This window comes from Moorella naiadis (nom. illeg.) (assembly GCF_051020825.1).
Classification (GTDB): domain Bacteria; phylum Bacillota; class DSM-521; order Neomoorellales; family Neomoorellaceae; genus Neomoorella; species Neomoorella naiadis.
This window is the reverse complement of sequence record NZ_JAXGFQ010000011.1, coordinates 81,366-95,706: the sequence shown is the minus strand read 5'-3', so window position 1 is coordinate 95,706 and position 14,341 is coordinate 81,366. Positions and strand designations below refer to the sequence as shown.

Sequence of the window (14,341 nt, the reverse complement as noted above, 5' to 3'; positions counted from 1 at the left end):
GGAGCCAGGTGTACAAAGCCGTATATACCCAGATTAGTGATTGACGATATAAAACAATCAAACTGGCGGCACATCGAGCGTAGCCAGCACCTCATTACCGAAAATATCCACCACCTGGACGGCAATAGTTCGCCGTCCCCCTGGCGGCAAAATTGCTATTGCCTGCAAGGGCACGGCTTCATTCTTATTATAATCCTTCCAGGCCCGCCAGCGGCTGCGAAAACAGCTGCCGTCGTAATCCCAGTCTACAGCCCAGTAATCGATGAAGAGAGAGAAATTTTCCCTGGCGTGGGCTTGTAAGGTTTCCCAGCTGGCCTTTGTTTTACGGGATCGGGGTTTTTCCGCCGGTTCCGGCGGGGTATAAGCTGCCAGGCCGATAGTTAGCTGCTCCAAGCCATCATTTGTCCGCATTACTTCGGGCCCGGTCAGGCGCAGATTCTCGCCGGCTTTGTTATTTGGGGTTGCGGTGCGGGGAAAGCAATCACCCGCTGGGATACTGATACCGCAATTAACCCCCGACCTGGTTGCGGCTTTGGCCACAGGGATACCCTGGTACCCGGAGCCTTCTGATGGCCCGGCACCGGGAGCGGGTTTTACTGTTGGCTTAACCCTTTCAATGCTGAAAGGCCCGGCCCCGGCTGCCACCAGGCGTTTGCGGGCCACCTGGATGCCGGTGCGGCCTATCTCACACCCCAGCCAGCGCCGTCCTATTTCAGCGGCAACGACCAGGGTTGTCCCGGAGCCGCCGAAAAAGTCGGCCACCAGGTCCCCCGGGTTGGAGGAGGCCTTAATTATGCGCCGCAGCAGGCTTTTGTTCTTCTGGGTAGCGAAACCGCTTTTCTCCCGGGAGAAACTCTTAATCTGGATGGAATCCAGGCTCTCCTCCCCTTTCAAGGCCAGCTCGCAGGGATTGGCGTTCCAGACGTCTTCGATGGGATAACCTTTTCCTGTAGCCTTCTGACCGTCGCGGCGCCGGTAACCTGGCGGGTAGGGTAGGTACTCCTTGTTAAAGGTAAACTTGCCTGGGTTTTTGACATAAAAGAGCAGGTTATCATGGTTACGCACCCAGTTACGCGCGGCGCTCTTATAGCCGGAAATCCAGCCAATGCGCCAGATAATCTCCCGCTGGAAGGAATCCAGGCCAAAGATCTCGTCCATCAGCACTTTAATGTAATGGCTGATGCTGGCATCCAGGTGGACATAGATGCTGCCATCAGGGGTCAGCAGCCGGTACATCAACTGCAGGCGCGGGTAAAGCATATCCAGGTAGCTGTCTATACCCCCACCCCAGGTATCTTGGTAAGCCGGTAGTTCAATCACCGGGATCTCCCAGCTGCCATTAGTCCTGCCCGGGGTAATCCGGTGGGTGTATTTTGCCTGGCTATAAAAAGGGGGATCAATATAAATCAGGTTGATTTTACCTTCATACCCTTGCGCCAAAAGCCCCTGCATGGCCAGTAGGTTGTCACCGTGGAAAAGGCGGTTTATTTCCCGGATGTGCAGGGTCGCATCTGCTGGTGTAAAAAAGGTTGGCTCCTGTTCAGGAATGACTACCTCCTCAACCTGGAAGCCAATTTCTTGCGAGTGGGGCTCGCCTTCCGGTTTGGTAGCCCAGACCAGACGGGCGGAAGGGTGTAATATACCCTGGTTAACCAATTACATTTCACCTGCTGATTAATTGATTTCGGTGACGGCCATTTTGGCCTATGTATCCGGCCGGACAGGGAAAGTCTCAGATTCTTTTGGATACCGGCGGCCTGGGACGGATTTTATGCCCCGTCGTCTCCAAGCACTATTATAGCGCATTCAGGTGGCAAAGCTTACAAAAAAGCTTACAAAAAAGATTCAACCCGGCTGACTGAGCCGGATTTGGCAGCAATTATGCCTGGCGCTTGCGGTGATTTTAGACGTTTTTTCAGGCAACTTTCCGGCCACTGGCGGCCACATGGGCCGGGTACCAGTTGGGGAACCAGGCTGTAAAAATTCCGGCCAGAACCATGGGAAGGTAACGCAAAACAATCCCTAAGCTTTTTTGTGTAGGTATAAGGGTAATCCCCAGGGCCATGAGGGCCATGAACAGGAAAGCCTCGCCCCAGACGGCGGTAATAATAGCATTGGTACGCAGAAAGAGAGGGTTGCTGCCCAGGCCGGCGGGGTAATTCCAGCGGGAATAGGCTGCCGTCAGAGGTTCTTCCGTAGCCAGAGTGGCCAGCCAGGTAGCCCCCAGGAACAAGTTGCCGCTGAAATCAGCGGTTGCAACCGGCAGGGTCTGACCGGCCAGGGCCAGCAGGCCGGTAACCAGGAAATAGATGGCAGTGGCATTATCCATCCATGTGGTACGGTTATACAGCCGACGGTAGAACCAGATAGCCAGGGCCAGAACGGCCGGCGCCACCCAGCTGGAAAAAGGGTTCAGGTGCAGGCCGGTTCCCAGCCAGTTGAGGGTCCAGGGTAAGAAGGCCACCGAAAGCCAGGCCATGCCGGGTATAGGGAGGGGACCGGCCGGGCGCGCCGGGGCCGGGGCAGTTGCACCCGTTGCCGGGCCCGAAAACAGCTCGTTCAACCGCATCATCAGGCTGAAATCGCCGGTGACCCGGTAAAGGCCCTGCATCAAGGCTGCGGCCCCGTCCAGTTCTCCCCTGGCGATCCGCAGCCAGACATCGGCCGGGGCGTCGATTGTAGTCGTCGCTTCTGTCGACCGACCCTCAACGGCCGTACAGCGGCCGTTGGCGATAATCAAATGGCAGTCGCCCCCGCCTGCACCATGTAAATTTATCTGCAAAATGGCCTTCAGGTTACCGGCGGCGGCCGGGTTAAAGGCAGCCGGCATTCCCAGGACGGCTTCCCGGCAGGTGCGCGGCCCTACTCCAACCGCGAGCCTTCCTCCCGGCTGGGTGGCGTTGGTCGCCGGCATGGCCCTGGTGTTTTTGGTAATAACATTTTTACCGGTAGCTGCTGTCGGGTCTTCCGCCCCGCCGCCCGCCGGGGGATCGGTAGGGCTTGAACCGGCAGGATTGTTCTTTTCCGCTGGTTTCTTTACTGCCGATTCTAACGGGCTTTCTCCTTTAATCTGGCTATCCCAGTAAGCATTGGCTATCTGGAGGTACATTTCTTGGGGGACCAGTTCCCGTGCCAGGGTGGCAGCAGTTTCCGGACTTAAATGCCCCTGTTCAACTATTTCCTTTCCTGCCCGGTGCAGGGCAGCATAGTACCAGTCAAAGGCTGGGCCGCCGTGGCGCAGGATTTCTCCCCCGGCACAGAGGATACTGGCCAGCAGGCTTTCCGGCCGGTCCTTAGTTAACTGGCGCAGGTGTTCCTCCAGGGCGGAAAAATGCATCCGGTCGGGAAAACCGCAGTTAGCAATCAGAACCATACCGGCGCCGAAATTGCCATCCCGGCCGAGGTGGGTGTAATGGTCGCCGCTTTTAATGATATGGGGATCGGCCAGGGGCAGGGTGCGTTCCAGCAGCCGCTTCAACCTTGCCGTCATCCCATAATGGTACAGGGGTGTACCCAGGACCAGGATATCGGCTGCTTTGATCTTTGTCAATACCGCCGGCATGTCATCATGAAAGACGCAGCGGCCCGGCGTAGTGGTCCAACAGCTAAAGCAACCGCGGCAGTCGTTAATCCTTAAATCGGGGACATAAATAGTCTCGGTAGTCGCTCCCGCCTCGAGCGCTCCAGCCAGGAAGGGTTGCAGCAGGCGTTCGGTATTGCTTTCCCGGCCCCGGGGGCTGCCGTTGATGGCCAGCAGGTTGAGCATGAAGTCATACCTTTCCCTTCAATAAATAATTTCCTGTTCCATTTTATCACAGTAACCAGAGACTAAAAAGTAACAAACTATTTACCCTGCTTTAACATGTATCGGCTAATACTACCGTATAAACTTATGCCAACCATACGAAAGTGCAGGGGGCTTGCTGGAAAAAAGGCTATATATATAATAAAAGTTAAAAATAGATTTTCTTCTGGCAATCTATCACGTTCAATCTTTCGGAACTAAACTGGTTGCCTTTCTGTATAAAGTTGTGCTACCTTCTTCCTGGGATTTTCTATTAGGAGGGATTTTGTTTTGTCTTTGGTAAGAGCACATTTCTGGGTGCATGGTTATGTTCAGGGGGTAGGTTTTCGCTATTTTGTCCTGCGCCAGGCGGCAGCTTGGCAGCTGAACGGGTGGGTGCGCAACCGTTATAACGGCAGCGTTGAGGGCGTGGTCGAAGGACCTGAGGGGCAGGTGAAGGAATTCCTGGATAGCTGCCGGCAGGGGCCAGCCTGGGCGGAGGTCCAGGAAGTGCAGGTCCAGTATGAGGAGCCACGGGGCGAGACGACCTTCAGGATACGGGATTCAGTGTGAACGCCGCATCAGTAAAGGCCCATGTTTGAGCCAGATAATAGCCGCCAACCCCAGGCCGAAGATCAGATACCAACCCGGGCCTTGGCGTAACCAAAAATAAAAGGGCAGCATACTGAAGGTCAGGACGGTGGCCAGGTCGCTGTTATGGGTGACAAGCACCAGTAGACCCAGGATGACGGCTGCCGGTAAAACGATTGCTGGATAAAGGGCCAGGGCTACCCCCAGGCTGGTGGCCAGCCCCTTGCCCCCTTGAAACCGCCAGTAGACAGGCCAGTTATGCCCGGCTACCGCCGCCAGGGCCATGGGGACGGCCAGTTCCACCCCACCCCCTTTTAGACCCAGGAAGACCACGAGAAAACCCTTGACTGCATCCCAGACAAAGGTCATGATTCCCGCGGCTATGCTCAGGTTACGGAGCACATTCATGGTGCCGGCATTGCCGCTGCCCACCTGGCGGACATCAGTATCATAAAATACTTTACTGATAAAATGCCCGCCGGCTAGAGAACCAACCGCGTAGGCCATAAAGATACCTGTCAAGACAACTGGCCAGGACAACACGTGTTGCTCACCTTTTCCAGATTAAATATTACTTTATGAGCATTAGTAGCAAAAAACGGAGTAGAAGCGGCGATGGTCCGGGGATGGTCCGGTTAATTTCTTAAGCCTGGTTTAACCGCGTAGATAAACTGGTATAAGGTGCCTTTACTAAAATGGTTAAAAACGGGTTGGCAGCATTCACCTTCATCTTGGGTTAAGCATAGCTGATGAGCGCGGGAAGGTCAAGAGCGTAGGCGCATAGCCAGTGCTGACGCCTGACCCTGCAAAAAATGCCAGGCACAGGAGGGGCCAGGAAATTCAGGAACGTCACGGCTTAAAGTCACGGCTTACAGCAGATCTTTAGAGGCGTCGTGCCGGCGGGAGTAGGGTAAATGATCTGCCAGCGCGTTTTCGATTGGACTGGGGGTTAGCATCCGCGGCGGCCGGAGCATAGGATGAGGTAACGGCAGGATCGAAAGGGGGGAAATCTTAATGGGAGATCTCAGCCGCTTCTTCACTGTTATTGGCGCGGTCTTCGCTGCCGCCAAGGGAATTACCGACCAGTTTAAGGCCCGCTGGCCCTGGCTGGGGGAACCTTTGGATAATCCGCAGGCAGAAAAAAAGCGGGAACTGCGGGTAATTATATTTAACGCCATAGTCGCCGCGATTCTGGCCGGGCTGGCCTCCATCGACGTCTTTGCCCTCCTGGGGCTGAACGCCTTTGCTGGCTTGAAGGCTGCTTTCCCTGCCCTTTACCTCATAATTAATATGGTGACCGTGGGTTTGATGTCGACCTTTGGTAGCCCCTTTCTCCACGAGATTTTATCTATACTCATCGAATTCAAAGAGAACCTTCGCCTGCATAACCAGCAGGCTACCCTGCAACTTTTGCCGGTAAAGAAAAGCGAACTTGTTCGCGAGGAGAAATAAAAATATATCAGGACGAGGACGGCTAAAATCCCGCCATAAGTAGAATACAATGATGCAGCACAGGTTGTAGTGCTTGGCGAAATAACCCAAGTAGTAAGTTCAGAGTTACCCAGAGCATTAAATAGCGACTCTGGACCTTGCACGGTAAGGAATGAGAGCCAACAGCTCTTCTCTACTTTTAGGGACTGGTGCCCCCGCTGGCAACCAGCCTTTATTTTTTAAGTCATCATAGACATCCAGCAACCAGGGCCGGGCCAGGTCGGCGGCTTCCAGGAGGGCGGCATCATTGAAGATCTCAACCGGCGTCCCGGCGCCGATTACTTGACCCGCGGCCAGGATATAGATATAGTCGGCCCAGGTATAGGCTATGTCCACGTCATGGGTGGAAAGAATAATCGTCTTACCCTGCCGGCTGATGTCTAAGAGCAGGGCCATAACCTCCCGGATTGAGCGCGGATCCAGGTAGGCTGTGGGCTCATCAAAGATGATCACCCGGGGTTCCATGGCCAGGACGCTGGCAATGGCCACCCGTTTTTTCTGGCCGTAGCTCAAAAAATGGGTCGGTTTATCCCCGAGGTCGCTAATCCCTGTCGCTGCCATCGCCGCCGCGATTCTTACCAGTACCTCCTCTCTGGAGAGGCCCAGGTTTAAGGGCCCGAAGGATATTTCCTGGCGTACACTGGCTGCAAAGAGCATGCTGTCGGGGTCTTGAAAGACAATGCCCACCTGTTGGCGTAAACTGGCCAGATCTTTATGGCTATAATTCACCCTGGCACCGGCAAAGTAGACACAGCCATCCCCCGGTCTCAAGATGCCGTTAAAATGCAAAAAAAGGGTTGATTTGCCGGCGCCATTGGGCCCCAGGACGGCAATTTTCTGGCCTTCCGGGATCTTCAAGGTCACCTTTTGCAGGGCCCGGGTACCGTCGGGGTAAGTAAAGGAAACTGCTTCTGCTTCTAAAATGGCGGTCAACAATTCCACCTCCGGAAATTAACATTAACATTGGCTAGGGGAGACGCTGATGAGCTATTTTTCGGCACGTATCAGGTAACCAACGCTAGGATAAGTAAACTCAGGTCCATGGCGGCCGCCAGGCATAAAAAAGGCCACGAGAATGGTTGGGGAACCTCAAGTACTTGTAGTTCTTCCCCATAGCCGCGGGCTGTCAGGGCGGTAAATAAATCCTGGGAGCGGCGGTAGGTTTTGATAAAAAGGTTGGCTGCCAGTTGCCCCAGGGAATGATAGGAGGCGCGCAGGGAAGCATAGCCCAGGCGGGCGGCCTGGGCGGTATATATGTCGTTGACGGTTGCCAGGAGGACAAAAATAAAGCGGTAAGTAAGGCTGATTAAGTCCACCAGCAGGGCCGGAGCGCGGAGTTTCCGGAGGACGGTCAGTATATCGATCATCGGGGTCGTGAGAGAAAGAAAATAAAGGCAGGATACAGCCCCCAGGGATTTGAGAAAAATTTTTCCGGCCTGGTGGATACCGCCGGGGGTGACGCCCAGGGTCCAACCCAGGAGATGCCATCCCTTTAAACCGGCCAGGGGCTGGTTGGTGATGGTGAGGGCGATCATGGCTATTCCCGCTATTAAAAAAGAAAAAGGTACCAGTAAAAGCTGCAGGTAAAAACGGCTCGGGATTCCGGCGGCCCCAATGGTCGCACCGGCCATCAAGATAGTAATGACGGCCGGGGTAAGGGGCCGGGGCGCCACCAGGGCAATGAGGAGAGTTGCCAGGGCAAAGGCTATTTTTTCGCCCGGGTGAACGCCCTTGAGCCGGTTGCTGTAGGCGTACTGGTCAATGCTGAACATCTACTTTTACTCCCGCTGCTTTCTGCCCTTGCTGTAGCCTAAGTAGTAGCAAACAATGCCGCTGCCGATGGCCGCCTGGGTGGCAAAGAGAAAGGTCTCTACTTCCCCGCTGGGGGGCTCCCAAACTGGTTTGAACCAGGGGTGATAATCGGGACGAATCTGGGTGACGGCCTCCGCCGCCCGGTCGTCGGCGCCGGCGAATTCCGCGCTTCGGTGTAGGAAGAAAGGCACTATGGCCAGGAGAATAACTATGAGGAACAACAAGAAATTTTTCTGAGCGGTACTCATTGATGGCACCTCCACTGAGTAACTTTCATGGTTACGACTTGTTTCAACGCCGAATTCTGGAACTAAGATGTCCCTCTAGCCAGGCGGCACCCCTGCAATCTTACTTTTTCCGGCTCTACTGCCGGCTGCGGCTCTCCCCCACCATCGTTCCCCTTGGCAGGATAGATAGCTCTTCCAGCTCGTTTTTATTATAGGCGGCCAGCAGGTTAAAGACGATGACCGTTAAAAAGCCTTCGCTTATGGCCAGAGGCAGTTGGGTAACGGCAAAGATGCCCATGAATTTGAGCATGGACGCTGCTACTCCCCCGGCCGGGGCCGGGAAAGCCAGGGCGAGCTGCAGGGAAGTGGTGACATAGGTCATCAGGTCGCCGAGGGTAGCAGCCAGGAAGACGGCGACGGCCATCGCCCCCCCCAGCCGTCTTACCAGGCGGTAAAGGCCGTAGGCCACAAAGGGACCGACGACGGCCATGGAAAAGGTGTTGGCCCCCAAGGTGCTCAAGCCCCCGTGGGCCAGCAGCAGGGCCTGGAAGAGCAGGACGATGCCCCCCAGGATGCTCATGGCGGCCGGGCCGAAGAGGACCGCCCCCAGGCCTACACCCGTGGGGTGGGAACAACTGCCACTTACCGAAGGAATTTTCAGGGCCGATAGGACAAAGGTATAGGCCCCGGCCAGGCCCAGGAGCATTTTCAGGCCGGGGTTGCTTTTAATTGTATGCTGGATAGAACGCAGGCCCCAGATCCAGAAAGGCAGGACGACAATAAACCAGAAGGCGGCCCAGTTGAAGGGCAGGAAGCCCTCGGCGATATGCATGGCATAGGCCGGCCGGGCGAGGACGACCAGGGCCAGGAGAAGATACAATGTTAACCAGGTTGTGCGGCGGAACATGGTATGTACCCCCTATCTTGGATAGAAGTCGGTAGTCGGACCTACCACCTTAACTGGTGGTTCCGTTTTTTACCGAGGCACCAACTTTTTCAGCAGGGCGACGGCTTCGGCAACTGTATTCACCGGGTATAGGTATTGGATGGAAGGACGCTTGATTACTACCACCGGTATTTTTAGCGCCAGGGCGGCGGCGATTTTGGCCTCGGTGCCACCGGCCGGTCCGGCGTCGCGGGTGACGATAACACCGGCTTTACAGGCTTTAAACATAGCTCTATTGATTTCTTTAGAGAAGGGCCCCTGCATGGCGATAATGTCGCGGGGCGTCAGGCCCAGGTCCTGGCATTTTTTAATTACCTGGTATTCAGGTAAAACCCGGACTACGATGCGCTTGTCTTTGAGCAGGTCGTTTTTGACGAATACCTCCAGGTTATTGGTGCCGGTGGTTAAAAAGATGGTCTCCCCCAGCCGCGCGGCAGTCCGGGCGGCTTCTTCCCAGGAAGCTACCTGGTAGATGAGATTGTTATCCGGCAGCTTTGTTTCGGCCCGCAAAAATCGCAGGTAACAAAGCTGTTGCTGCCGGCACCAGGCTTCCAGGGTCCGGGATATATGGTTGGGATAAGGCAGGGTGGCATCAATGACTGCTTCCGGTTGCCCGTTACTCCCCAGGATGGCGAGATTATCCTCTGTAAAAGGGCCGGTTAGTATTTTTACCGCCCCATCCTGCCGGGCCAGTTGCTCGCCATAATTACTGTCGGCCCAGGTCACGATTTGATAACCGGCCTGCCGGAGACAGCGGATCAACTGCCGGCCTTCTCCGGTAGCCCCCACAACTAAAATGAAAGCTGGAGGCAGGAGTTCGGCAGTCGGAAGCGCCTCCCGGACTGACTGCGCCGGTTTTGCCTGGCATCCTGTTTTACTGCCGCTTTTATTATCTGCCGGTGCTACGTGGGCGGCAGGAGTGTCGGCCACAACCAAAGTTTAGAATCCTCCCTGCGGAAACTAAAATCCCCGGCAGCAATGCCGGGGGGCGTGAAAGTGCTGCCGCTAAACAGGCATGCCTAAATATACCACCTCCCCGGGTTGACCCCTGGTGGAATTCAGACAGGCTGGCCTGTTGGCCGGGTATCATCGGTGGCTGCAAGTTCCCGCTTCCAGACGGTGTTTTGCGCCACCTCTCCCCCTGCCGGCGGCTGGATTTAAGCCCGGTCTGCTCGAGACCGCGCACCCATTCTGTATACAATTTTAGCAACATAAAACCCTCTGCTCCTACATCAGCAGAGGGTTTGCTCGCCATATGCTGGCCAACCACCCCCTATCCGGCGTAGGGGTAAAGGTTTCCGGGCAACCGGTATCCTGACTCGGGATCACAGCTCCGGCACCGCCTTCCCGGGCTAATACCCAGTGGCTCGATGGTGCCTTACTCCCCCTCACAGTGGCGGGACCGTGTCAGACTTGCACTGACTTCCCTGATTTGCCTGGAACATATTCATTTTATATTTATTTTAGCATAACCTGGATAGGATGTCCAGGGGTGTTAAGCCAATAATTTCTGCAGTTCTTTTATCGTAAGCCCGGCTTGCTTTAAAATTGATTTTAAGGTCCCGGGAGCGAGTTCATCATGTAATGGTACTATAACTGTACTGATATTTTCTTCTGATCGCCTTAGCTTTACATGACTACCTTTTGGGCTGATCTTGATAAAGCCGGCCTTCTGCAAAGCTCTAACGGCTTCCTTGCCTGAGATTACCGGCAACGCACTAATATTACCTCCACGGCCGGTTGGAAGCGCGGCGTACATTAATTTCGTCGATCACGGCATTGCCCCTGTGGGTCAACAAGAACAAAACGATAGCGGCAATTTCTTCCGGTGCTATCAAGCTTGCTGCCTCCAGGTCAGGCCTCATCTTGGCAACCATATCTGTTGCCACGCCCCCGGGTGATATGACATGCACCCTGATGTCAGCTTCGTAAAGCTCCTGGGCCAGAACCTTGGTCATGCCCATGAGCGCGTGTTTGGCAGCGGTATAGGCCCCCTGGTTGATATACCCTTTAGTACCTACTACTGAGGCAATGTTAATAATGGTAGCTGCCTCCGATTTTTGCAGGTAAGGAATGGCCTCCCGGCACAAAAGGAAAGGGGCGCGGGCATTGACCGCCAGGAGCAAGTCCCACTCATCTATCGATGTATCAGCAAGGGGCTTTTGGATGGCCACGCCGGCGTTATTAATCAGAATATCAAGGCCACCGAAATACTTGACCACACGCTTGATAATTTGCGCCGGCGTTGCGGCCTCGGCAAGGTCGGCCGGGCATAATAAAACATCGACGCCGTGGGAGGCTGCTTCCTGGGCCACGTCCTTGAGGTTATCCATCGACCGGCTGTTCAGGGCCAGGTTTACCCCGTTTTTAGCCAGCGCCAGGACAATGGCCCGCCCTATCCCCCGGCTCGCCCCCGTAACGAGGGCGGTTTTTCCTTTTAATAATAGCATGGCTGTGGCCTCCCATTTAACTGTACTGGAAAAATATAAGGACGGTTTATCCCATACCGCCTTAGGCCCTTAGAATGAGGTTTCGTGGGTAAAAATCTCATTTATTTTTAACTCGGATCTGATCGATATAAACAGCAATAATGATAATAACCCCTATGGCAACCATCTGCCAGAAAGGTTCCACGTTTATCAATACCAGACCGGTAATTAACACCGCTATAATTGTAGCCCCAATAAACGAATTCAACAGGTTACCAGTGCCTCCCATGAGGCTGGTGCCGCCAATCACTACTGCTGCCACAGCATTGAGGACTATATTAGATCCGGTCAGTGGTGAAGCGGTGCCATACCGCAATAGTATTAAAATGCCCGATATCGCTGCCAGAGAGCCAGCCAAAGTATATATTTTTATCAAATGGCGATTAACGTTTATACCAGCTTTACGGGCTGCTTCCACATTACTGCCGATGGCATAGGTATGCACACCGAATCTTGTCTGGCTTAATACTAAATATAAAACGATAGTAATAAACCAACTAACGATAACCGGGAAACCCAAGATGCCCAGGGTAACAAAGTTGCCCACCTTTGTCATTTCTGAAGGTAACCCTATAACATCAGTACCCCCGGAAAAGATGAAAGTGAAACCAGTTAAAATACCCATCATAGCCAGGGTAGTTATAAAAGGAGTTATTCTCATCTTGGTAATTATTAAGCCGTTTACCCACCCGACAAAGATACCAATTAGCAGGCCAAGCAGTATACCTAGAACTATGGCCGGAGTTACTCCAACGACGGGTATTAAAGCTTTGATAAACAAAGCTGTTATTACACATACAAAACCTTCTATTGCCCCCAAGGAAAGATCAATGCCTCCAGTGATTATCACGAAGGTTTCACCTACAGCCAGGAGCAACATTTCGGAAAGATAGACAAAGGTACTGAGCCAGTAAGCGCTGGTGAAAAAGTTTTGCTCAATGCAGGCAAATATAATGACAATTAGCAGCAGGACACCAAGGGTCCAGAGATCTCCAATTTTATTCAATAAACGATTCGTTGATATAGGGTTTGACATATAGTTAGAGCCATTTTTGTTAGTTACTGATACCTTATCCATCATTTTAATCTCTCCAGATTATGCCGAAATTTTGGAGCCTGTTATCCAGGCAATAACATCATCTATGGTAGTTTCACTTATTTTCAGATTGGCAATAGTACGCCCCAACCGCATTATCACAAGTCTATCGCAAACTTTAAAAGCATAGGGTATAGTATGGGTGATTAAGATAATCGGTATCCTGTGGTTTTTAATCTCTTTAATTAACTCCAGCACTTTTAGGGATTCTTCCACGCCAAGGGCAGCCGTAGGTTCATCCATGATAATCAATTTGGTACCCCATGAGACAGCCCTGGCTACCGCTACTGCCTGGCGCTGGCCGCCGGATAGTTGGTTGATTCTTTGCTCCACAGATTTTATTGTTATCCGCAGTTTGTCTAGATCTTGTAAAGCTTTTTCTCGCATGGATTTTCTATCTAAAAAGCCTAAACGTCCCCACAGATCTGGCCTGATTTCTTCTCGCCCCAGAAATATATTAGTTACTATATCCAGATGGGGAGCTAAAGCAAGTTCTTGATAAACAGTTTCTATCCCTCTTTTCCGGGCTTCCAGGGGATTGTCAAATTCAACCTTTTGTCCATCAAGGTACAACTCACCGCCATCAGGACGGTAAACCCCGGAAAGAATATTTACCAAGGTTGATTTACCGGCGCCGTTATCACCAAGCAAGCCTACTACTTCACCGGGGTATACCTCAATATTGGCACCCTCCAGAGCCCTGACACTGCCAAAGTATTTCTTGATGTTTGTGGCCTTGATTACCTGTTTCGCTTCCATGGGCATATCTCCTATAACTTTTTCAGGGAGGGGCGGGTGATTTCCCGCCCCTCTCCTTTTATGATAAGCAAAAATTATTCTTTGTAGAACCATTTATTGACTTCAGGATCATTCATATTCTCCTGGGTGGCAATAACGGCTGGTAACAAAACGTGTTTTTCCAGGTCCTTTTTGCCGTTCAGATAATCCACAGCCATTTTTACTGATTGGTAACCTTCGGCATAGGGCTTCTGGGCTATAAGAGCCTGCACCTCCCCAGTCTTTAGAGATTCTACCTGCGATGGGCCTGCATCATATTCAACTACCTTGATTTTGCCAATTAAATTCTTAGCCTTCAGTCCCTGCACCACGCCCAGGCTCGATACTACGTTAGTGGCGAAAACGCCCTTCAAGTTGGGGTTAGCGAGGACTATGTTTTGAATTTGTGCTGCAGCAGTGTTTTGCTGATCATTACAATACTGCTTACTGACAACTTTAATTTTCGGATATTTGGACTGGATCTGTTCAAGAAATCCATTCTGGCGATCATCGGTAGTAGTAACTCCGGGGATAGTATTTATCAAAGCTACTTCCCCTTCGCCGCCTATTAATTTGGCCAGGGCATCCGCAGCCGCCTGCCCACCCTGCTTATTATCTGACGTAACATTAGCTATAATAAGACTTTCATCTTTAATGTTTGTATCTACTGTAATAATTGGAATGCCAGCCTCTTTAACCTTCTTTAAAGGTTCTATCAAAGCATCGGTACTGCATGGTGCGATGATCATAAAATCCGGTTTCTTGCTTAAAAAACTCTCTACGATGGGTACCTGTTTTGTATAATCCCACTGCGCCGGCCCCTGCCATATTAAGTTTACGCCCAGCTCCTTCGCGGCATTTTCAGCACCTTTTTTCATGCTGATATAGAAAGCATCAGTTGTAATACCAGGAACGAAGGCAATGGTATAAGTTTTCTTTTCCTGTTGTTTGTTGTTTTCAACTGACTGACTAGTCTTCCCAGTGTCTGAAGGCGCACTCTGCTTTTGACTACCGCAGCCCGCCAGGAATACACCCAGGGCCAATAATAATATCGCACCTACTAAATAAATTTTCCTCATGATAAACCATAACCTCCTTTGGAAATAAATTGGAAATACACAGTTAATG

15 protein-coding genes and 1 riboswitch are annotated in these 14,341 nt (G+C 52.4%); of the genes, 2 read left to right on the top strand and 13 right to left on the bottom strand.

Going from position 1 to position 14,341, the window contains the following annotated elements; translation table 11 throughout:
- Positions 1–57: 57 nt before the first annotated feature.
- Together SDD30_RS09130 and SDD30_RS09125 are read right to left on the bottom strand one after the other, a co-directional pair.
- Positions 58–1,656, bottom strand: coding sequence for a DNA methyltransferase (locus SDD30_RS09130; RefSeq protein WP_434074614.1), 1,599 nt, complete (start codon positions 1,654–1,656; stop codon positions 58–60).
- Between the two features lie 259 nt (positions 1,657–1,915).
- The gene (locus tag SDD30_RS09125; protein ID WP_434074613.1) at positions 1,916–3,766 is read right to left on the bottom strand and encodes an NAD(P)H-dependent oxidoreductase; all 1,851 of its coding nucleotides are present in this window, start codon (positions 3,764–3,766) and stop codon (positions 1,916–1,918) included.
- Positions 3,767–4,075: 309 nt separating this feature from the next.
- Between SDD30_RS09125 and SDD30_RS09120 the strand changes: the two genes are divergently transcribed.
- Entirely contained in the window at positions 4,076–4,357 is a 282-nt protein-coding gene (locus SDD30_RS09120) for an acylphosphatase (protein ID WP_434074612.1), read from the top strand.
- On the opposite strand, the gene SDD30_RS09115 is transcribed toward SDD30_RS09120, so the two are convergent.
- The gene (locus SDD30_RS09115) at positions 4,349–4,915 is read right to left on the bottom strand and encodes a glycerol-3-phosphate acyltransferase (RefSeq protein WP_434074611.1); all 567 of its coding nucleotides are present in this window, start codon (positions 4,913–4,915) and stop codon (positions 4,349–4,351) included. The genes SDD30_RS09120 and SDD30_RS09115 overlap by 9 nt on opposite strands.
- A gap of 474 nt (positions 4,916–5,389) precedes the next feature.
- Here SDD30_RS09115 and SDD30_RS09110 point away from each other — a divergent pair, with 474 nt between their 5' ends.
- The gene (locus SDD30_RS09110) at positions 5,390–5,827 is read left to right on the top strand and encodes a hypothetical protein (protein WP_434074610.1); all 438 of its coding nucleotides are present in this window, start codon (positions 5,390–5,392) and stop codon (positions 5,825–5,827) included.
- Positions 5,828–5,944: 117 nt separating this feature from the next.
- Here SDD30_RS09110 and SDD30_RS09105 read toward each other — a convergent pair whose 3' ends face one another.
- The 10 genes from SDD30_RS09105 to SDD30_RS09060 form a co-directional block, all read right to left on the bottom strand.
- Positions 5,945–6,802 carry an energy-coupling factor ABC transporter ATP-binding protein gene (locus SDD30_RS09105; RefSeq protein WP_434074609.1) on the bottom strand — a complete coding sequence of 286 codons (858 nt, stop codon included), beginning with the start codon at positions 6,800–6,802 and terminating at the stop codon, positions 5,945–5,947.
- A 68-nt stretch (positions 6,803–6,870) separates the two neighbouring features.
- Positions 6,871–7,638 (bottom strand): cobalt ECF transporter T component CbiQ, encoded by a 768-nt coding sequence (gene cbiQ / locus SDD30_RS09100; RefSeq protein ID WP_434074608.1) that lies wholly within the window; start codon positions 7,636–7,638, stop codon positions 6,871–6,873.
- Between the two features lie 6 nt (positions 7,639–7,644).
- Positions 7,645–7,926 carry an energy-coupling factor ABC transporter substrate-binding protein gene (locus SDD30_RS09095; protein ID WP_434074607.1) on the bottom strand — a complete coding sequence of 94 codons (282 nt, stop codon included), beginning with the start codon at positions 7,924–7,926 and terminating at the stop codon, positions 7,645–7,647.
- A 115-nt stretch (positions 7,927–8,041) separates the two neighbouring features.
- Positions 8,042–8,812 carry an energy-coupling factor ABC transporter permease gene (locus SDD30_RS09090; protein ID WP_434074606.1) on the bottom strand — a complete coding sequence of 257 codons (771 nt, stop codon included), beginning with the start codon at positions 8,810–8,812 and terminating at the stop codon, positions 8,042–8,044.
- A gap of 69 nt (positions 8,813–8,881) precedes the next feature.
- Complete coding sequence (cobK, locus tag SDD30_RS09085) at positions 8,882–9,781, bottom strand: precorrin-6A reductase (RefSeq protein ID WP_434074630.1); 900 nt, start codon at positions 9,779–9,781, stop codon at positions 8,882–8,884.
- A 357-nt stretch (positions 9,782–10,138) separates the two neighbouring features.
- Positions 10,139–10,340, bottom strand: a riboswitch (cobalamin riboswitch).
- A 6-nt stretch (positions 10,341–10,346) separates the two neighbouring features.
- Positions 10,347–10,565 carry a type II toxin-antitoxin system HicA family toxin gene (locus SDD30_RS09080; RefSeq protein ID WP_434074605.1) on the bottom strand — a complete coding sequence of 73 codons (219 nt, stop codon included), beginning with the start codon at positions 10,563–10,565 and terminating at the stop codon, positions 10,347–10,349.
- Between the two features lie 10 nt (positions 10,566–10,575).
- Positions 10,576–11,301 carry an SDR family NAD(P)-dependent oxidoreductase gene (locus tag SDD30_RS09075; protein WP_434074604.1) on the bottom strand — a complete coding sequence of 242 codons (726 nt, stop codon included), beginning with the start codon at positions 11,299–11,301 and terminating at the stop codon, positions 10,576–10,578.
- A 97-nt stretch (positions 11,302–11,398) separates the two neighbouring features.
- The gene (locus tag SDD30_RS09070; protein ID WP_434074603.1) at positions 11,399–12,421 is read right to left on the bottom strand and encodes an ABC transporter permease; all 1,023 of its coding nucleotides are present in this window, start codon (positions 12,419–12,421) and stop codon (positions 11,399–11,401) included.
- Between the two features lie 15 nt (positions 12,422–12,436).
- Positions 12,437–13,195, bottom strand: coding sequence for an ATP-binding cassette domain-containing protein (locus tag SDD30_RS09065; RefSeq protein ID WP_434074602.1), 759 nt, complete (start codon positions 13,193–13,195; stop codon positions 12,437–12,439).
- A 74-nt stretch (positions 13,196–13,269) separates the two neighbouring features.
- Entirely contained in the window at positions 13,270–14,292 is a 1,023-nt protein-coding gene (locus tag SDD30_RS09060) for an ABC transporter substrate-binding protein (protein ID WP_434074601.1), read from the bottom strand.
- Between the last annotated feature and the right edge of the window lie 49 nt (positions 14,293–14,341).